Source organism: Candidatus Chlorohelix sp., from assembly GCF_037138995.1.
Lineage (GTDB): Bacteria > Chloroflexota > Chloroflexia > Chloroheliales > Chloroheliaceae > Chlorohelix.
Window position 1 is genome coordinate 1 of sequence record NZ_JBAXHI010000012.1, and the last position, 19,763, is coordinate 19,763.

At 48.8% G+C, this 19,763-nt stretch carries 19 protein-coding genes; 8 read left to right on the forward strand and 11 right to left on the reverse strand.

From position 1 onward, the window contains the following. Positions 1-1,205: cation diffusion facilitator family transporter (locus WCK19_RS07620; protein ID WP_342396776.1), on the forward strand; the 1,205-nt coding region annotated here is incomplete at its 5' end. Positions 1,206-1,268: 63 nt separating this feature from the next. Here the strand turns inward: WCK19_RS07620 and WCK19_RS07625 are convergent. From WCK19_RS07625 to WCK19_RS07640, 4 genes are all read right to left on the reverse strand, one after another. Further along, positions 1,269-2,294, reverse strand: coding sequence for a tagatose 1,6-diphosphate aldolase (locus tag WCK19_RS07625; protein ID WP_342396777.1), 1,026 nt, complete (start codon positions 2,292-2,294; stop codon positions 1,269-1,271). Between the two features lie 223 nt (positions 2,295-2,517). After that, positions 2,518-3,750 carry a hypothetical protein gene (locus WCK19_RS07630; protein WP_342396778.1) on the reverse strand — a complete coding sequence of 411 codons (1,233 nt, stop codon included), beginning with the start codon at positions 3,748-3,750 and terminating at the stop codon, positions 2,518-2,520. 2 nt (positions 3,751-3,752) lie between these two features. Beyond that, positions 3,753-4,550 carry an ATP-binding cassette domain-containing protein gene (locus WCK19_RS07635; RefSeq protein ID WP_342396779.1) on the reverse strand — a complete coding sequence of 266 codons (798 nt, stop codon included), beginning with the start codon at positions 4,548-4,550 and terminating at the stop codon, positions 3,753-3,755. 344 nt (positions 4,551-4,894) lie between these two features. After that, on the reverse strand, positions 4,895-5,827 hold the full coding sequence (locus WCK19_RS07640) for a substrate-binding domain-containing protein (RefSeq protein ID WP_342396780.1): 933 nt from the start codon (positions 5,825-5,827) through the stop codon (positions 4,895-4,897). Positions 5,828-5,858: 31 nt separating this feature from the next. Here WCK19_RS07640 and WCK19_RS07645 point away from each other — a divergent pair, with 31 nt between their 5' ends. After that, on the forward strand, positions 5,859-6,014 hold the full coding sequence (locus WCK19_RS07645; protein WP_342396781.1) for a hypothetical protein: 156 nt from the start codon (positions 5,859-5,861) through the stop codon (positions 6,012-6,014). Between the two features lie 16 nt (positions 6,015-6,030). On the opposite strand, the gene WCK19_RS07650 is transcribed toward WCK19_RS07645, so the two are convergent. After that, positions 6,031-6,165, reverse strand: coding sequence for a hypothetical protein (locus WCK19_RS07650; RefSeq protein WP_342396782.1), 135 nt, complete (start codon positions 6,163-6,165; stop codon positions 6,031-6,033). 486 nt (positions 6,166-6,651) lie between these two features. Between WCK19_RS07650 and WCK19_RS07655 the strand changes: the two genes are divergently transcribed. Beyond that, positions 6,652-7,938, forward strand: a complete 1,287-nt coding sequence (locus WCK19_RS07655; RefSeq protein WP_342396783.1) for an ROK family transcriptional regulator — start codon at positions 6,652-6,654, stop codon at positions 7,936-7,938. A 22-nt stretch (positions 7,939-7,960) separates the two neighbouring features. Here WCK19_RS07655 and WCK19_RS07660 read toward each other — a convergent pair whose 3' ends face one another. The 3 genes from WCK19_RS07660 to WCK19_RS07670 all read right to left on the reverse strand — a co-directional run bounded on the left by WCK19_RS07660 (position 7,961) and on the right by WCK19_RS07670 (position 11,690). Beyond that, the gene (locus tag WCK19_RS07660; RefSeq protein WP_342396784.1) at positions 7,961-9,271 is read right to left on the reverse strand and encodes a branched-chain amino acid ABC transporter substrate-binding protein; all 1,311 of its coding nucleotides are present in this window, start codon (positions 9,269-9,271) and stop codon (positions 7,961-7,963) included. Positions 9,272-9,287: 16 nt separating this feature from the next. Next, positions 9,288-10,781, reverse strand: a complete 1,494-nt coding sequence (locus tag WCK19_RS07665; RefSeq protein ID WP_342396785.1) for a hypothetical protein — start codon at positions 10,779-10,781, stop codon at positions 9,288-9,290. A gap of 114 nt (positions 10,782-10,895) precedes the next feature. After that, positions 10,896-11,690 carry a hypothetical protein gene (locus WCK19_RS07670; RefSeq protein WP_342396786.1) on the reverse strand — a complete coding sequence of 265 codons (795 nt, stop codon included), beginning with the start codon at positions 11,688-11,690 and terminating at the stop codon, positions 10,896-10,898. Between the two features lie 302 nt (positions 11,691-11,992). On the opposite strand from WCK19_RS07670, the gene WCK19_RS07675 reads away from it, so the two are divergent. The 4 genes from WCK19_RS07675 to raiA all read left to right on the forward strand — a co-directional run bounded on the left by WCK19_RS07675 (position 11,993) and on the right by raiA (position 15,840). Next, entirely contained in the window at positions 11,993-12,301 is a 309-nt protein-coding gene (locus WCK19_RS07675; protein WP_342396787.1) for a hypothetical protein, read from the forward strand. Positions 12,302-12,453: 152 nt separating this feature from the next. Further along, a complete protein-coding gene (locus WCK19_RS07680) occupies positions 12,454-14,580 on the forward strand; it encodes an alpha-galactosidase (protein WP_342396788.1) in 2,127 nt (708 codons plus the stop codon). A gap of 18 nt (positions 14,581-14,598) precedes the next feature. Then, entirely contained in the window at positions 14,599-15,108 is a 510-nt protein-coding gene (locus tag WCK19_RS07685) for a pyridoxamine 5'-phosphate oxidase family protein (protein ID WP_342396789.1), read from the forward strand. Between the two features lie 177 nt (positions 15,109-15,285). Then, positions 15,286-15,840 (forward strand): ribosome-associated translation inhibitor RaiA, encoded by a 555-nt coding sequence (gene raiA / locus WCK19_RS07690; RefSeq protein WP_342396790.1) that lies wholly within the window; start codon positions 15,286-15,288, stop codon positions 15,838-15,840. A 50-nt stretch (positions 15,841-15,890) separates the two neighbouring features. On the opposite strand, the gene WCK19_RS07695 is transcribed toward raiA, so the two are convergent. The 3 genes from WCK19_RS07695 to WCK19_RS07705 all read right to left on the reverse strand — a co-directional run bounded on the left by WCK19_RS07695 (position 15,891) and on the right by WCK19_RS07705 (position 17,833). Then, positions 15,891-17,081, reverse strand: coding sequence for a glycosyltransferase (locus WCK19_RS07695; RefSeq protein WP_342396791.1), 1,191 nt, complete (start codon positions 17,079-17,081; stop codon positions 15,891-15,893). A 35-nt stretch (positions 17,082-17,116) separates the two neighbouring features. After that, complete coding sequence (locus WCK19_RS07700) at positions 17,117-17,314, reverse strand: hypothetical protein (RefSeq protein ID WP_342396792.1); 198 nt, start codon at positions 17,312-17,314, stop codon at positions 17,117-17,119. A gap of 141 nt (positions 17,315-17,455) precedes the next feature. Next, positions 17,456-17,833, reverse strand: coding sequence for a hypothetical protein (locus WCK19_RS07705; protein WP_342396793.1), 378 nt, complete (start codon positions 17,831-17,833; stop codon positions 17,456-17,458). 351 nt (positions 17,834-18,184) lie between these two features. On the opposite strand from WCK19_RS07705, the gene WCK19_RS07710 reads away from it, so the two are divergent. Next, positions 18,185-19,759, forward strand: a complete 1,575-nt coding sequence (locus WCK19_RS07710) for an AMP-binding protein (RefSeq protein WP_342396794.1) — start codon at positions 18,185-18,187, stop codon at positions 19,757-19,759. The last annotated feature ends 4 nt before the right edge of the window (positions 19,760-19,763 follow it).

Here is a 19,763-nt window from a genome sequence, read left to right on the forward strand (position 1 = left end):
TGAATCTAGCGCATAATCATGATTCGCATGAACATAACCACGACGAACACGACCACTCACATGACCTGAATCTAGCGCATAATCATGATTCGCATGAACATAACCACGACGAACACGACCATTCACATGACCTGAATCTGGAGCATGACCATGATTCGCATGAGCATAACCACGACGAACACGACCACTCACATGACCATAACAAAGGCTTTTTCGGACGCATTTTTGGTGGTCTGGTGCATAGCCACGCGCATGAGGGCGAGGGCGGTCCGGCGCGGTACATGCAGGAAAGCAAGCGCGGAATCTGGGCTATCAAAATCTCGCTGGGCGGACTAGCTCTAACCGCTCTTTTTCAGGTAGTAATAGTCATTATAAGCGGTAGCGCGGCGTTACTTGCAGATACAATTCACAATTTTGCCGATGCGCTTACCGCCATTCCACTGTGGATTGCCTTTGTAATAGGTCGCCGTGAGGCAAACCGCCGCTATACATACGGCTACGGACGCGCCGAAGACCTTGCGGGTCTGTTCGTAGTGCTGATAATTTTCATCAGCGTATTGATTGCGCTTTACGAGTCAATAAATCGGATAATCAACCCGCAACCTATAACCAATATCGGTTGGGTGATGGCAGCAGCAATCATTGGCTTTGTGGGCAATGAAGCGGTGGCATTCTTCCGCATCAGTATAGGGCGCGAAATCAATAGCGCAGCGCTAATCGCCGATGGGCAACATGCGCGTGCCGATGGTTTAACCAGCCTTGCGGTGTTGGGAGGAGCGGTGGGCGTTTTGTTGGGCTTCCCTTTGGCAGACCCCATAGTAGGTTTGCTGATTACTGGAGCAATTATCCTGATTTTGAAAGATTCGGCTAAAGCAATGTACCATCGTGTGATGGATGCGATTGATCCCGCCATTCTGGATAAAATCGAGCGCGAGGCGAAAGCGGTAGAAGGGGTACGCCTAGTAGATAATGTACGGGCGCGTTGGCACGGACATAAAATATTCGCCGAACTTTCGATTGAAGTGGAAGGGACATTAACCACATCTGCCAGCCACGATATTGGCGAGGAAGTGCGCCATCGCCTGTGGCATAGTGTAACCACGCTGGAAGATGCAGTGGTGCATGTTGACCCGTACATTGATGGCACAAATAGCCACCACGATTCAACCGCCCATCACCTACGCACCAACAGTGCAGACAAATAAAAAAAGGCGGGTTACTCCAAGCTAAAGAAGTAACCCGCTGCAATTATTCAAATGACAGGGAAATTAACCCACTACTTCAATATTGTCCAGACCACCATAAGCGGAATACCACGGTTTTCCACCCTTCGCAAGCACTTCATTAAGCGCTTGGATGTTCTTAACGCCTCGATCCAGCAACCATTCTTCCAGAGCAGCGCCACCCTTCTCACCGAAAACTGGAACGCCCTCTTTCCAAGTTGCACGTCCACACAACACACCACTATAGCCCACGCCTGCTTCGGCAGCGAGTTCTAGGCTCTCGCGGAACACATCATCGTCCACACCTGCGCTCAGGTAAATGAAAGGTTTTTTGGTAACTGCGGCGGAGGAATGGAAAAATCCCAGCGCAGCTTTCTTGTCGTAAGCAGCTTCTCCACCTTTGAAAGCGCGGCTACCAGCCAAAAATTCCACGTTGAAGGGGATTTCTACCTTCAGAATGTCCACGCCATATCGGTCTTTAGAAAATTCTTCCATGTAGGCAGTGACATACTGCGGTTTTATCTTGGCGAACTCCAGACCCTTCTCATCATAATTATCGTCATAAGCAAGCGGCTCAAGGAAGAAGGGTACATCTAATGCCGTACATTCCGCACCAATACGCTCGATGAAAGCCGTTTTCACGGAATTAATACTCTCAGAGTCAAAGGGATTGTAATACAGCAGGATTTTGACCGCATCTGCGCCAGCTTCGAGCAACCGACGAGCGCTCCACTCCGGCAACAGGTCGGGCAAGCGACCCTTTACACCGACATCGTAGCCGGTTTTCTCATAAGCCAGCAAAACGCCGGTACCGGGGGCGCGTGCTTCCAACGAAGGCAAGCCGTATTCTGGATCCATCAGGATGGCACTAGAATAGGGAGTTAATACCTTAGTAACAATAGTTTTAAACTCGGTAAGAACATCGTCAGAAACAGCAGAGCCTCGCGCCTTTTCAATGCTCTTTTTCAACGAACCACGCTGATCCATAGCGGCGGCAGCTATGATACCATTATTATCACTGCAATTCTGGATATGGGTAAATTTACCCTTTGTCATTTTTACTTTACTCATGAAACCCCTCTTCACAAATTATTTGGTTAGTTCAAGCGGTTGATGCAGAGTATTAAGCCTTTGAGTCAAAGCTTCTTTCACATGTTTATATTCTAGCACTTTGAAACAAAGAATGCCAATTTATTAGTATTAAATGCACAAAATTTCAGTTCATTTTTAGTTAGGATTTAAAAAAGCAAGGAGCATAAACCCCTTGCCAGAATTTGATTATATTCTCTTGAGATTAGCGGCGATTGGAGGAACGCCGCGCTAACGCATCGGCAGTTACCGCTAAAATCAGAACGACTCCTTCAATTACGTTCTTTATACTCTGTTCCTGATCTTGCAGGGTCAAACCGTTTTCAAGGCTGCCAATTACCAGCGCACCCAATACAACTGCCCAGATTGAGCCGCGACCACCGAACAGACTAACCCCACCGATTACAGCTGCCGCAATAGCCCTTAGTAGTAGGGTAGAATCAATTTGGGATGCCGCAGCGGTGCTACGCGATAGAAGCATGATTCCAGCAAAAGCCGCCAGCGTTGAAGCCAACGCGAAGATGGAAAGTTTCATTAAAGTGGTATTGATACCGGCGCGGCGAGCCGCTTCGCTGTTACCGCCCACTGCATAAAGATGTCGCCCATAGGTAGTTCTCGTCAGCAATATCCAAAAGGTCACAACCAGCCCGACCCAAATTAAACCCGCAATAGGCACACCATTATAGGATTGGAGCAACCAGATAACAGCAACCGGCACTATCACCGTCAAACTAAACTGAATGCCTAGGCGCAAAGGGGTTTTGGTTTTCAAACCAATTGCTGCACGACGGCGCTGTTCCAAAAGTACAAAGGCTATATATAAGCCGATACCAACTAAAGGAACGAGCCAGCCAAATAGATTATCCATATAGTTAGGGGCAAGGTCGCGGAGAATCGGGTCGCGCACCGTTAGAGTGGTTTGGCGACCCAATACCAACAACAAGATGCCGGCATAGAAAATAGAACCGGCTAGAGTTACTATAAAAGATGGGACTCGTAGTACCGCGATAAAGAAGCCATTGACCAACCCGATAGCAGCACCCGCTACCAGACCGACCAGAATAGCCGCCCACCCGTTCCATTCCTGATAAACCGACAGCACCGCTGTAATAGCGCCGCAAGTCTGTGAAACCGCCGCCAAACTCAGGTCGATTTCCCCGAGCAATAGCACCAAAACCGCCGCGATACCGATAATACCAACCGAGACCACCTGTTGTAGCAGGTTCGAAATGTTGCGTGGGTCCAGAAATATTCCATTGGTGCTGATCTGGAAAAAAACCACTATAATGAGTAAGGTAACTAGTACAGGTAGAAAGCCTAAATCTTGGCGCAACAATGTTTTTATGCTAAAATTTTCCGCCGGTGGAGGTGGTACTGTTCCAGCAAGACCGGGTAATTTTTCTACTACAAAGTTTTTGGTTTTGAGTTCGTTACTCATGGCTATACCTCTGCCTCCGTACCTGCCGGAATTTCACCGAATTCGGCTCCAGTAATTGCTCCCACCACTTTTTCAGGAGTTGTACTTTTAATATCAAAGGTGGCAGAACGCCGTCCTAAGCGCATTACAATCGCCCGATCTACTACTTCAAATACATCATGGAGGTTGTGCGAAATAACCACTACCGCCAGACCTTGCTCACGCAAGCGACGAATCAATTGCAAGACCTGTTTGGTTTGAGCGACACCAAGCGCAGCGGTAGGCTCGTCCAACAAAACCACTTTGGGTTTGCGTAGAATGGTTTTGGCTACTGCGATAGATTGGCGCTGCCCGCCGGAGAGAGCGGCTACAGGCACGCGCACTGAGGGGATTTTCACATCCAACGAACGCAACACATTAAGGGTAAGCCGTTCCATCTCTACTTCATTAAGAGTACCCATCAGCAATTCTTCGCGACCGAGCCAAAGGTTAGCCACTACGTCGAGATTATCGCAAAGGGCGAGGTCTTGGTACACCGTTTCAATCCCTAGGCGGTTGGCATCTTGAGGAGAAGTTATATGAACACTTTCTCCTTCTATAAAATAGTCCCCAGAATCCGGTATATAGACCCCGGAAATTACTTTGATGAGGGTGGATTTGCCAGCGCCGTTGTCACCAACAAGCCCAACCACCTCCCCAGCATATGCTTCAAAATCTACATTCATCAGCGCACGCACCGCGCCGAAGGTTTTATTTATGCCTTTTAGCTGCAAGCGCGGTACCCCAATACCAGCAGTTTTGGCAGTTACTTTCTCACTCATTCCTGTTTCTCATCTTCTACCCCTAGAGGAGTGTTTCTGGACGGTTGGTTATAGACAAATCCGAAAGCAGTCAGACTTACACTCGGAATGTACAACTATATTTATAAGCGTTAAGACTTAGACGCTCTGATTTTCCTCAACGTTGCGTTGAAAAAATATGCCAACCTGATAAAGTGAAATATTTCTGAAGTTCTTTAGTACGTTGTTCGGTACATGGAGCAGACATAAAACACCCCTGCAAGCAGGATACGCACGCTGTTTAACTCAGGATGGCATAGGTGTGAACAGACTCGGATAAAAATTGCCCCCACTCTTGTGGGAATGGGGGCAAAAGTTTGCCGGGATTAGCAGATACCACCGGTACCAGCGGGAAGACCTTTGCAGGCATTTTCTTTCTTGACAAAACCGTCTTTGAACACAGTGGAGACAATGTTGTCTTTAGTCACGGTTACGGGAACTGCTAGAACAGACGATATATCTACGCCACCTTTGGTCTTGGTTTTACCGTTTATAATGCTACCGGGGTCTGTACCAGCAGCGAGAGCGGCTACCAACTGACCGGTCGCTTTGGCTTCCAGCGGTATAGCTTTGTAAACAGTCATACCTTGGTCTCCGGTGATGATATTCTTGATACCATCATCAGAAGCATCCTGACCGGTAACAGGCACTTTGCCATTCAACTTCTGGGCACGCAGCGCGGCGATAACGGTGTTAGCCATACCGTCGTTAGCAACATAAGCAATCTGGAGGTCGTTCTTCTGAGCGGTCAAAACGCCTTCCATCAAGGTTTGGGCTTTGGCATTGTCCCAATCCGGGGTGTACTGATCGTAAACCATGGTCAAGTCGCCGCTGTCAACCAGAGGTTTCAGCTTATTGAGAGCGCCTTGGCGGAAGAGCAGCGCGTTGTTGTCGGTCTGACCGCCGTTAATCATTGCCAGTTTCGCGCCCTTTTTCAGACCATAGTTACCGGCTTTGTATTGGTCAGCCAGCCACTGACCCTGCAATTCGCCTACCTTCACATTGTCGAAGGAGACATAGTAAGCAGAATCATTGTCTTGGATTAAGCGGTCGTAAGCGATAACCGGCACTTTAGCAGCTTTAGCTTTCTGCACGATGGCGGAAGCTTTATCACCGTCAACAGCGCCCACTACCAGAATGCAAGCCCCCTTGGTCAGAGCAGCCTCAGCCTGGTTCTGCTGTGTGTCGGCATTTTTACTAGCGTTGGAATACTGAACGGTAGCGCCGGGGATTGCGGCAGCAATTTCCGACTGAAGCAATGGGCGGTCTAAGGCATCCCAGCGGAACGAAGTGTCGGTTTCAGGTAGTAAAATTGCAACGTTCTTGCAGCCTTTAGCCGCAGAGAAGTCGGCTTTTGCGGCGACAGCAGTAGTAGCTCCAACAGCGGTGGTTGCAGATGCCGTAGTAGCAGCCGGTACAGGGGTAGCAGTGTTGTCACTTTTGTAACAATGATTGCAGCAAGTTAGCTTAGATTTGTAGTAGCAGCCGGTACAGGGGTAGCAGTGTTGTCACCGCAAGCACCCAGCATCATGGCAGAACCCATCACAACTGCCAATCCAAGACCAAACTTTTTGTACAGGGACTTGGTAAGTTTCATCCTTGCCTCCTTGGTAGATAAGTGAACAGCATTGTTACGCTTCTTAAGGATTAGGGCGTGCAACAAAGTCGGAAATATGCAAACTTAAGACGATGATGTAGAAAAACCGTTGGATTTCCGGGCAAAGTCATATCCGCCCATTTATTCCCAAAAAAAACTGGGAATGGAATTGATTTGAACTGCTAACCATGCTAAAAACATGGGATTTTATCATTGCAGCCTTTGTTATAACCTATGCGATTTACGAGAGATTGGTCTGTTGTGTTGAATGGTGTAGTTTATTACGAGTCAACTAGCAGAATCATAAATCATTTTGATTTATTTGTCAATAGGTTCTTTCTATAAATCAATTTGATTTATTATTGGCAAACATATTGCAAATTTTGTAAAAAGATTCTATCCTTTACAGGATAGTAACTTTCCCAACCAATAAAGTAAAATTAATACAGCAAATTGCTCGCAAGTTTGGTTAATTAATAACTGATTATGACCCGTATAACTCAACGTGTAAATAGTAAGCGCATTGGATTAATCGGAGGCAACATGCCGGGAGGCACAAATCTACCGCGCATTCGGGACTACAATCAAGGGGTAGTGTTAGAAGCAATTCGGCTTGGTGACGGAATTAGCCGGGTTAAGATTGCAGAGGATACCGGGCTGACTGCCCAGACCGTTTCTAACATTGTGCGGCGTTTGCTGGAAGAAGGGCTAGTAGTAGAAGCTGGGGTTGACCCCTCCGGGCGCAAACCTCGCGTTAAGTTGCGCATCAATCCTGAAACGCGCTATGCAGTGGGCGTGTTAATGGATCGGGACGGGATTTCGCTGGCATTGTTGGCGTTGGATGGAAGCGTGGTGGCAAGTTCCTTCCAACCGTTGACTGTTCCCGTATATGAAACAGACGCGATTATTGATATGGTGGCACGCTGTATCCGCGAAATGATCGAAAATGCGCGGATTCCTGAGCATAAAATATTGGGAGTAGGGGTAGGCTGGCCCGGAGCAATGGATCACGAGCGGGGTATTGTATATGAGCCGCTGGATTTATTCGGGCAGAATTGGAAAGAACTAAACCTGAAAGAGGCGCTGGAAGAACGCACTGGTTTGCGGGTACTGGTAGATAACGATGCTACCGCTGCCGCTATAGGCGAGCATTGGGTGGGCGGCGCACAAAACGCCACAAATTACGCCTACATTTTTATGGGCGCAGGCATAGGCGCAGGTATTTTCATCCAAGATCAAATTTACCGGGGCGATACCACTAACGCCGGAGAGTTCGGGCATATTGCTATAAACTTTGAGGGTCCGCTATGCTTTTGTGGTAATCGGGGCTGTCTGGAAACTTACTGCTCCCCGGCAGCAATGGTAGCAAAGATTAATATGCTGCTGGACGAAAACAAGCCTAGTTTGTTGAGCGTACGCAAAGGTAAAATTGATTTTGAGACAGTGACCAACGCCGCGCTCGAAGGCGATGAACTGGCGCTTTCGGTAGTAAAGGAAGCGGCGCGTATTCTAGCGGCGGGTATCGTCAGTCTGGTAAACTTATTGGACATTCGGCTGGTGATTCTGGGAGGCAACAAATTGCACTCGCTCCGTCACCTCTATCAAAACGAGGTGGACAAAGCCTTGAACGAGCGGTTAATCACCCGCAATGTGAAGCCGGTAACAGTGGAGCTTTCAATGGCAGGCGAATTTGCCGGAGCAGTAGGCGCGGCAGCACTGGTACTACACGAAATCTATACCCCCCGTTTGGCAGGATTGAGTCTTTCCTCCTGATAAAAAGAGCGCCCCCCCTTGCCTATTTACTCGGCTTGCTTTGCCGTTGGTACGCAAAAAGCCCGTCCTTAATCTGATAAATAGCGAAATCGGTCAGGTCAGTGTCTCCGTTTGCATCGAAACTCCACCGCCCCAACACCCCCTCAAAGTTTTTGGTAGCAGCGATAGCATTCAGAATCGCCTTCCGATCTTTTTTCCCCGCATTCTTGATAGCATTCAACGCCACCGACATCACCTCGTAGCCGTGCAAAGTGTAGTTAGTAGGCGTGCCGAAACGAGCGCGATAGCGTTTGAGGAAATCCTGACCTTTGGTGGGTAACAAATTTTCCGGCACGCCGCTGATAGAGCTATAGGTTGCCACCTCACCCGCAACACCGGCGCTTTTAAGGAATGCTGGGTTATTGAAACCATCGCCGCCCATAAAGGGAACGGTCACTCCGGCAGCGCGTACATCTGCCAACAAACGACCGGGTTGGTTTTGGGCTGTTCCGCCAAAGAAAACCATGTCCGGCTTGGCATCGCGAATCTTACGAGCAAGGTTGCGGTAATCGGCAGCGCGTTCCTGAACTGTAGAGCGTCCCACGATAGAAATACCATATTTGGAGGCTTCACGCTCCACCGAATCGGTTAGACCCTTGCCGTAAACAAAAAGGTCTGGTTCGCTGACCAAATACAACCGCTTTACCTTGAATTCTTCACGAGCGAACAGCACAATTGCAGGTCCCTGCCAATCATCACGCGCCACCACTCGGAAATAATTACGGGTTTTGGTAGGATAAAAATTATCCGGTTCCCCTGTTTTGGTGATGCCATCAACCGCCAACGTCAAGCCGGGGTAGGTATTGGAGGGGCTAATAATCGGCAACCCGGCGCGGTTAAGAATCGGAATAGCCACCTGCGCCGCCCCGCTATTATAAGGACCAAGAAAAACCATCGCGTCCGGGTCATTAGCGGCTTGGGTAGCATTGGCTTTCTCGGTGGTTTCGTCCCATTGCCCACGTTGCGCGGTGGCATCATCAAGGCTCACGAAATCAATCTTGAACCCGTTGATAGTCTTGTCAGGTCCGGCAACATCTTCCAACGCCATTTGCATAGCGTTAGTCAGAGTCAAGCTCTGTTCTTTGCTGCTACCCGTAAGTGGCAAACTGGAATAGATACGAATAGTTCCGCTATTTTGCTGGACAAGCGCATAATTTACGGCAACATCCGGCGCAAGCACAGCGTCAACCCGCTGCGAGGAGGTGGTAGCGTTACCGACCGCTGCACCACAACCCTGCAACCCTAGCAATAGCAAAAATAGCAGAGAAAGTTTTTTCAGATTTTTCATTTCCATCAATTCCTCCGCTCCCTTAAAATTCCCTGCGCCAAACCAGCAAACCAGCTGCCGCCAACGCCAGCGCCGCCGGATAGATAATCCAAGCAAGCTGAGTGGCAAAACTCAAACCGTCAGTACCTTGCTGACTACGCTTGCGGTAATCTTGAATATTGAGGTCGCGTTCCTTGTTCAAGCTATCAGCCATAAAGGCATAGGCTTTCGCCCCGTCTCCGGAACGCAGCGTAAGCGCATCATCAATTTTGCCAGATATTACCAATGGGCTAAACCGATTTTGCATATTTAGCCAGTCGCGATAGGCTTTGATAAACTGATTCAGGTTGTTGGAACTATAAGAGGCAGGCAATTCGCGACACAACTGGGCAATATTCCCCTCGAAATTATAATTGGTACGTGAAGTAGCAGAAGCGGGGCAATCCTGCAATTGCGCAGGGTCAACCAACAACGTACCGTCCTTTGTACGCAGCGAAAGCAGCAATTCCAGCCGCGTTTTCAAATCTTGATTATAAATCTCGTCACGCACACCCGTCCCAAGCCCGGTTTGCCCCACTAATTGCTTGCCGCTGATAACCCATTGCACCTGATCTGCCGAAGCATCGGTAATATAAGTCAGCGAGTCGCTGAGAAGCGCGGTGCGGTTGTAGGTAGCTACCACTTGCGTCAGGTCTCGGCGACTGTTGGACAACACCGACCAAAGAAAAGCCGAATATATCAACACGATTACCAGAGCCAAATTGAGCAACGGCACAAATACACGCTTTACCCTGAAGGTAAGCCACAAGTTTGTTACCAATAACGTAGCGCCAAAAAGGACGGTAGCCGCCGCCGCCAAATATTGTTGCAATTCGGCAGAATAAACCGCGCTGCTTTCGGCTTCTTCAAGGCGCGATTGGTGGATGCTACGCAAGAAGTATAGACTGGCAAAAATCGGTTCGTAATTATCATTTTGTCCATTCAGAAAAGCTTGAATCGCGGTGGTAAGGTCGCCCTTATCGGTTAAGGCACGCGCTTGAGCCAACGCATCCTGCAAACGCCCGTAGCGACTGCTAATATAGAGCAACGCTTTGGAGGCATCTGGCTTAATATCGTTACTGTAATTGCTAAGAGCGTTGTAACCGCGCTGCAAAGCAAGGTCAAAAGCGGCACGCTGCTCTTCGATTTTGGTGAGAATGACCTGTTTGTTGGTAGCAGGAGCGAGCGCACCGGGAGCAACGCTGGTAGCTTTGCCTTGATCCGCCAGAATATATTCGCCAGTATTCTCCACTTCACCCGCAAGTAATTGAGTAGCATCATTGGTAGCATTGATGCTCGGCACTGCAATTGAGGCTATTTCGTTGAAAGTAGAGATGCGGGCGGTGGTCGCGCTGATTACCGCCAGAAAAGCGACAACTGCCAGCGCCGCGCAAGCTCCCATAAACCATAGAATCTGGCGGCGCAGCGTCCGATTGCGCTTTTGGGCAAGGTGAAGGGACGCTGCCCCGCCGGGTACCTGAGATACATTGACAGCCAAGCTCTGTCCTCCTGAATTTCGACAGGTAATAAACACGAAAGCGGAGAAAGCTTTCAGGGCTTTTGCAATATGCAATTTATCTCAAGCAAAAGCCCAATTCAAACTTGCTCCAAACTAACCCATATTATAAAGCATTTCAGGAAGGAACGATGGCAACACGGCTATAGTTAGTGGGGTCAAACTTGACTTGAATAATCGCACCACTGGTATATTTCGCCTGTGAAGCGTAAGTAACGAGCGCAAAGGACTCGGATTGAAAAGATGGTTGCCCAAACGGTTGTACTTCCAACGAAAAAATCTTTGGAGAAGTGCCGTCCGGCAAAGGCGCACCGTAGTCGCGCACGCCCAGAATACGAGCGGTGGCAGGCTGTCCGCTCTGGAAGAGCGTGGCACTGTTCGTAACACTATAATACGCGCTACTTTTAGCTTTGTGGCAGGCTGTCCGCTCTGGAAGAGCGTGGCACTGAGGGCGTTCTGCTGCATTACAATCTGCTGAAGTTCGGGGGGAATCTGACTAAGAGCAGCCATTTGCATGCCGCCCATACCACCGCTTAAAATCGCGCTCAAAGCTACTTTGCTGGTATCATTCGGATCATATTTCACTTCGACCATCTGCCCCGGCTGCACCTGCGCCAACTGAATCATCGGCACAACCTTGCGTGCTTCCGCCTGAAAAGGGGGACGATCTGATGGCATAACCTGAATAGTCATACCGATTTCGGGTTGCTCGTTAATATACATTCCGGTTTGCCAAACTTTAACAATCGTACCGTTCGCGGTCAATCCGGTATTTAAAAGTTGGCGACTTCGCATTCCACGACGTACAATTGGTATAAATACAATTAGGATTATAGCGATTGGCAATGCAACAGAAAGCCCGATAATTATGCCAATATTATTCATAGACATAAATCAATACTCCTAAGTTAAAATTAGGTGACACAACGTTACAAGCACACTTGCTAAATCATAACTCTAAACAGCCAAAGCGCGTGTTAAACAGGTCACACCGACAATAAAAACGCCACCCGTAAGAAAATGAGTGAAGTTCCTACCGAAATTTCTTGAGTTTTTATATCTAATTTCAAATAAGCAGATAAAGCATCTTGACAGCCTGAACAGGTGGCATTATAATAAAGTTATGACGCAGTGCGTCATAGAGGCGCTTCTGCTCCAACCTCATAAAATATTATTTAGAAGGAGACAATGCTATGGCGGATGACATTAAGATTAAAGTAAAAGATGCTGAAGTTGACGCTCTCGAAGAGCTTGACACTGAAGTAGGCGGTTCTTCCGGTTTGTTCGGAGTCAATGTTGGCAAAACCGTACTCAATCTCGTAAAATTGGAATACAACTTGGTTACTGCACCGCTCGCCCTTTTCCCCAAGAAAACCCGCGTGCTTGCCAAGCAGACCACAGTTGATTTCTTCCAGACCATTCGGTCTTTCGTGGACAGAGTAACCGATGACCTCGAAGAGATTGTCGTTAGCAGCCTCGAAAAGGATAAAGCAGCCGAGTAATTTCTACGCTGTTTAACATTCGCTTTTGCTAGTCTGAAGAAAAACGAGAAGAGAGTGACCTTCGGGTCACTTTCTTTTTTACTTGGTCTTTCCTATCTAAAAACAGGTGCGCTATAATACACTACCTGAACTATTTTGGAGAGGAATGCGCCATGCCTGTACAATACTTTGATGAGACCCGCTTGTTTTGCCTGACCACCGCCACTACCGCTTACCTATTTCAAATCAGCCCGGACGGACAGCCACTACACCTCTATTGGGGCGCAAAATTGCCGCGTATTGAAGATTACCCGCTCGCTCCCCCCGACCGCCAGCATTCCAGCTTTAACGCTACTTTACACCAGAATATGAGCGAGTATTTATGCCGTAGCGGTATTGCCGAATATGAACCGTCATTGCGCGTTACCTTCGCTGATGGCGTTCGCGATGTGCGCCTGAAATACCTTTCGTACCGGATTGAGGGAGAAAGCCTTAGCGTTCGGTTGGCGGATATTTTCTACAAGCTGGAATTATCGCTGGAATATCGGATTGTTCCAGAATGCGACATGCTGGCGAGGCGCGTCACAGTTTACAACAATGGGCAAGAACCTATCACACTGGAACAAATATTGAGCGCAAGCCTACCGCTTGCACCCGACCGGGGCGATTACCGCCTTACCCACCTATCAGGAGCATGGGCTTGCGAAGCGCTGCTGGAAAGATGCGCCATCACGCCGGGGCGCAAATCGCTGGAAGGTCGCCTGAACTATTCGGGGCATGCTGCTAACCCCTTTTTCGCGCTAGATTTGGTTGATAGGGCAGGTCAGGGCGCGGGGGAAAGCGTAGGCGAGGTATATTTCGGGGCGTTGCAATGGAGCGGTAACTGGAAAATCGTGGTGGAGCAGGAACGCGCCGCCGGAAAAAGAACGCGAGTAGCGGGCGGTATAAATGATTTCGAGTTTTCGTGGCAGCTTGGCGCGAGCAACAGTTTCGAGACTCCGTGGATGGCGTTAGGTTATAGCAACGCTGGTTTCGGGAAAATGAGCCGCAACCTACACCGCTACGTTAGCGAACAGCTATTACCTCCGCAATTCGCACACGAGTTGCGCCCGGTGCTTTACAACAGTTGGGAAGCAGTTTTCTTCGAGGTGAACGAGGCATCGCAAATAACGCTGGCAGAAAAAGCGACAAAACTGGGCGCAGAGGTGTTTGTAGTGGACGATGGCTGGTTTGGGGAACGACATAGCGACCGCGCCGGGCTTGGCGACTGGCAAACCAATCCAGCTAAATTCCCCAACGGCTTGAAGCCCCTAATTGCGAAAGTGAACACGCTTGGGATGGATTTCGGGCTGTGGGTTGAGCCGGAGATGGTGAACCCGGACAGTGATTTGTACAGGGCACATCCAGAATGGGCTTATCACTATCCCAACCGTGAGCCAATTACCGGACGTAATCAGCTAATCCTGAACTTGTGCCGTGAAGATGTCCAAGATTGGATGTTGGGTTGGCTAGATGCGCTACTCTCTAAGCATAATATACGTTATGTCAAATGGGATTATAATCGCGCTATCAGTGAGATAGGCTGGACTGATGGGGCGCAAAGCGAAATTCCGGTGCGCCATGTACAGGCGCTCTATAGCATCGTGGCACAATTACGAGCGAAACATCCTTATGTGTTGTTTGAAGCCTGTTCCGGCGGTGGTGGACGTGCCGATATGGGGATGCTTACTCACTTCGACCATGTGTGGACGAGTGATAACACCGACCCGCTCGACCGCTTGCTAATCCAACAGGGCTATTCATTGGTATATCCTCCCAAAACCATGTATTGCTGGGTCACTGCCACCGATTGGAACGCGGGAAATTACTCCCTGCGCTACCGCTTCCACTCCTCTTTTATGGGTGCGCTAGGAATCGGTACTAACCTCAACAGCATGAGCGAGCAGAACTTAGCAGAAGCCGCCGCGCTGGTAGCACAATACAAACAGCTACGCCCGGTTATTCAGCATGGGAATTTCTACCGCCTTACCACACTAGGCGAAAAAGAGGTGCAGGCTTACCAATACCAACGCGAAGGCGAAGGGGTAGTGCTGGCGTTCGGGCAACGCTATCACTTCTGGAAGTTCCTGAACCGCTTGCGTCTTTACGGACTGGAAGCGGAGGTGCTTTATCAACTAGAGGGGGATTTGATGAAAGACGAACCGCGCCTATTGAGCGGTGAAGCACTGATGCGGCGCGGGCTTGTCCCTAAATTAGAACACGCCTTGAGCAGCGCACTGATTACCTTGCACAAAATATAAGTAGCATGAGGTGTATAGATGGCAGATGAGCAAAAAGAGATAATCCGTCCGATAGCAGGACGACCCAACTTCGCGCCTGATTACGGGCTGGATACAGCAGATGACATCCAGTTATTGGAATGGGAATGGGTCACCGAAAAAATGACCCTTTCTCATAACTACTGGATAGGCAGCACCCGCCCCGATGGTAAACCGCACGCCATGCCGGTATGGGGCTTGTGGTTAGAAGGCACGTTTTATTTTGCTACCGGACGCACTTCTCGTAAAGGGCGCAACCTATTACAAAACCCGGAAGCGGTGGTACATCTGGAGAGCGGGGATGAAGTGGTAATTTTCGAGGGCAGGGTGGAGGAGTTCAACGACCCGGCGTTGTTCGAGCGGTTCGCTGAAGCTTACGGGCAAAAATACGCCGGTTTCAAACCCGCCTACGACCCGGCTAACCTATATCTGAAACTTATCCCGCGAGTAGCTTTTGGCTGGCTAGAAAAAGATTTCGCAAACAGTGCCACTCGCTGGCAATTTTCCTAAAGCAGGGAGGTTTTCAAGTTCAAAGCTGGAATTTTAATAAAATTTTAGCAAAAAATTGTATGCGACATCACCTTTCTTCTTGCCTACAATGGTATAATTAAGGTAAGGAGAACTCCGTTTTGACAAAATTATAAACAACGGAGTATTTTCCAACAGCTATCTAGACGGAGGAAGACTATGGAACTAACTATCCGGGGTAAAAACGTAAAGGTTAGCGATGAGCGCCGAGAGCTAATCGAAACCAAATTGGGTAAACTCAATCACTACCTTGAAACAGTACACGATGCCACGGTCGAATTAACCGCACAACACTCTCACAAACTGGCTGAACGGCTAGGTGTAGAAGTAACCTTACGGGTAAACGGCACAATTCTAAGAGCGGAAGAACAAGATAGCGACTTGGCTACCGCCCTTGACAAGGTGCATGACAAGATGCAACGACAGATGGTACGCTACAAAGAGCGACAAGTCGCGCGACGTGGTAGAACCAAATTGAGTGAGGCTGTTGCTCCACAAGAACCTGCCGAAGAAGCAATTTTACCTGTAGAATTTATCTCCCCGGTCAAGGTTAAAACCTTCCCTATCATTCCAATGATAGCCGAGGAGGCGATTGAAGAACTCGAGTATGTTGGTCACGATTTCTACATGTATATGGATGCAGAATCCAAGCAGATAAATGTAGTTTACCGCCGGAAGGAGGGCGGTTACGGCTTGCTTAAGCCGGAAGTATAGCTCATGTAAATAGTCTTTGCCCCCTCCCTGAACTTAGGAGAGGGGGCTATTTATTTCTCCGGTGAAAGCGTGGATAAAGCGGAGAGGAAATCCTGTGCGCCCTGTTGCCATGTAAAATGCTGCGCGACTCGTGCTGCGCCTCTCCGCCCGATTTCCTGCGCCTCAGTTGGGTGGGTTAACAGCCATTCCAGCGTTGCCCCGAACGCTGCCGGATTTGCCTCTACCAAAAACCCGGTTTGCCCTTCCAGAATTATATCGCGGGGACCGCCCTCGTCCGCCGCCACTACAGGCAAACCCGCCGCACTGGCTTCTAATACCGACAACCCAAAACTCTCGGCGCGACCAGAGTGCAAATAAACAGCAGCAACAGAATAGCAGGCTGCCAGTTCCTCATCCGGCACGAATCCGGCAAACACCACACTATCACCTATTCCAAGCCTCCCTGCCAACTCTCTGAGATTTTGCGCTTCCGGTCCAGAGCCGACTACCAATAGCGCTACATCCGGGTATTTTGGCAGCAACAGCGATAATGCTTCCAATTGCAGATTGACTCGTTTGCGTGGGTGAAGGTGGTTGACGGTCAAGATAACGCGCTTGCCCTCCAGCCCGAAACGAGCGCGAATCTGGTTAGCGGATTCTGCTGGGTCTGACGATTTGGTTAGCTCTGCCCCATGCGTGATAACTATTGAAGGCAACCCGTAAGTTTCACGAATCAGGCTCTGCCCGTAGCACCCATTCACCAGCGCCGCCGAGGCTTGCCGCGCCAGATAGCGATCTATCGGACGATACAACCGAAAGAACGGTTTCACCAATCCACTAACTCGCCCTGCCCACGCCCGACTGACCTCGCCAATATCAGTATAGGCAGCGCGGGGCGGTTCGTAGCAAAAATAGAACAGGGGCATTTTCAGACGGTGCAAATGCTTGCCCCACCACAACCCCGGTAGGCTAGGCGGTCCGAAAAAGCACAATGCGCTTATCTTTTCGCCGCTTTCCCGTTCGATGTGCGATAGCTGTCTCAACAGAAAAGGCGTGGAAAAATATTCCAGCAGCGAATTAAGGTAATGGTTGGGAGTACGGTTGAGGTTAAAGCCGCTCTCGCACAAGCGCACCCCGGCGGGTATAGCAGCGCGACATGCGGGACTAACGGTATGGGTCAAGAGAGTCACACAATGACTACTCCCCGGCGTAGAAGCGATTGCCCCTGCCAATTCAAGAATTAGCCGCTGCGCGCCGGTCAAGTTTTTCAGTTGTGGGTATAGAAAGGCGAAATGCACTAATCCTCTATCAGCATAACGGGGATGCCGTTCTCAATGCGATATTCGCGTGGGCATTTCGGGTCATCGCATTTATCGGTGCAGACGAGTTTGGTTTTATCTTCGCTCAGCGCTACCTTTTTCTTGCTACGAGGGCAAACCAGAATTGCCAACAAATCTTCGCTAATAGGGCTTTCTTTTGTGCTATCCTGCGACATAGTTTATCCTCCGGTATATAAAACATAATTTAGCCTGTTATCGGAAGAATTTTACCATATTTTCAGGCAAGCGTTTTATAGAGTCAGGGATGTCCCTTGAACCGCTGCTCTCTCCTCCTCTTCGGCGGATTACTGCCCTGTTTATAGAGTGGAGTAGAAATTATCAGACGGCGCGAAATCAACAAATACAACTTTTGAAGGATTAGTCGGGTCGTATTTTACCTTTACCACTGCATCGGGAGTCAGTCTGGCAATTTGACGCGCAGAAAAATACCCATTCAATTCAGCTTTGAAAGGATGTTGTTTCGGCGGGAATACTTCCACCTCAAGTAGCATCAAGGTATCCCTAGAACGACGATCAGTCATGGTGGTGTTAATCACAAGTGCTGACGCAATTCGTAAGGTTTTATCCTTATGCTCGGCTATTTCAGGCACTTTATTTACTGGTAAAAGGATATGTGCGGCAGCATACATTAACAGGATTGCCAAAACCGCAAATACCAAAATAGTGAAATCCATAGATACAACCCTTGCAATGGGGATTATAAGTTATTTACTTACCCCGCCATATTGTAACCTATGAGTCGTCTTATAGGATTAAGCTCAGATTAAGAACTTTTAAAATAAGCATGTTCTACCTTTTTGCCATAGGGCTGACTGAATTACAGTAATTGGCAGTAAAAATACTGGTTTTGGAAGCTATTTTAGGGATACAATGAAGTTGAAAGTTAATAAAGCCGCTTCTAACTTGAAAAAAATTCCCAACAATACGCCCGACAAATAGCAAAACTACAGGAGTAGCGGCACTTGCGAAACAAAAGGGAAACGCCCTTCTATATGTGCAAGCCTGAAAACAGGGAGGTTAATCGTATGCAAACGTTAAGTTCGTTTCTAATGGACAGGGTTGAGCATTATAGCACCCGCCCCGCTCTATTGACCGGACAGGGCGCAAAGGTAGAGCAGTGGAGCTATCAGGAGTTGTTGAATAAAGCTAGAATTATCGCAAACCATCTGGCAGAACAAGGTGTTAAAAACCGAGATCGGGTTATAATCTGGGCGCCGAATAGCCCTTGGTGGGTGGCAACATACTTCGCTTGCCATCAGATAGGCGCAATTCTGGTTCCTATTGATATTCGCAGTAGCAAGGACTTTGTAAACAAAGTGTTGGCACAGTCTGAAGCCACTTTAGCAATACTCTCTACGCAAACTCAGGAAAGCTGGAATGCAAATATAGCGTCAATCATGATTGAAAATCTGGAAAAGCTGCCTGATACAGGTAAACCCTTGCCACAATGCCCCACCCAAGTCGATGACATAGCTTTGTTGATGTTTACTTCCGGCACTACCGGAGACCCCAAAGGGGTTATGCTGACACATCACAACGTGCTTTCAAATGTGGATGCTACCAACGGAATTGTGCCGTTCCTATCGAACTATCGCCTTATGTCGTTGTTGCCGTTGAGTCATATGCTAGAGCAAACGCTGGGGCTTTTGCAACCGCTTTATCAGGGCGCAAGCGTTTATTATCCCGCCAGTTTGCAGCCAAATACCCTGTTCAGCGCCATGCAACAGCAACATATTACCATCATAATTTTGGTGCCACAGGTTTTGCAGTTATTTATGGACGGCATGGAGCGTGAGGTCAAAAAGCAAGGCAAGCAAAAAATCTGGCAGCGCATGCTCGCCATTTCGAGGTTTTTGCCGCTCAAAGCACGCCGTTTTATTTTCAAAACCGTACACAAACGATTGGGAGGACATTTGCGATATTTCGTAGCCGGAGGCGCATATCTCGACCCCGGACTGGCGCGTAAGTGGAATTTGCTAGGTGTTCAAGTGTTGCAAGGCTATGGCTTAACCGAAGCTGCGCCAGTTGTAACTGGCACACCACTATACCAGAAAGACCCCGCCTCAGTTGGGAAAGTATTGCCGGGAATTGAGATAAAATTTAACGAGGATAACGAAATTCTGCTAAGGGGCGCAACCATTACCGGAGGCTACTGGCACAATGAAAAAGCCACTCGTGACGCTTTCGAGAACGGTTGGTTCAGAACTGGCGATTTGGGCTACCTCGATAAGAAGGGCTATTTATACCTTCGCGGTCGCAAGAAGGACATGATTGTGCTATCCAACGGTAAGAATGTTTATCCCGAAGATGTGGAGCATGCCTTGAAACAAGTTCCCGGCATCAAAGAAGCGGTGGTGGTGGCATATCCTGAGAAGCCCGAACCGCAAGTACACGCAGTGCTAATCTGCGACCCTGAAGCAGGTAATCCGGCGACATTGGTAAAAGAGGCTAACAAAGCGCTTGCCCCTTACCAGTATATCAAGGGCTTTACGGTGTGGCATGAACCCGAATTTCCGCAGACCCACACGCTGAAAATCAAGAAGCGCGAGGTTATTAAGGAATTGGAAGCCCTGAAAAATGCGCCGATTAATATCGTCTGAAAAA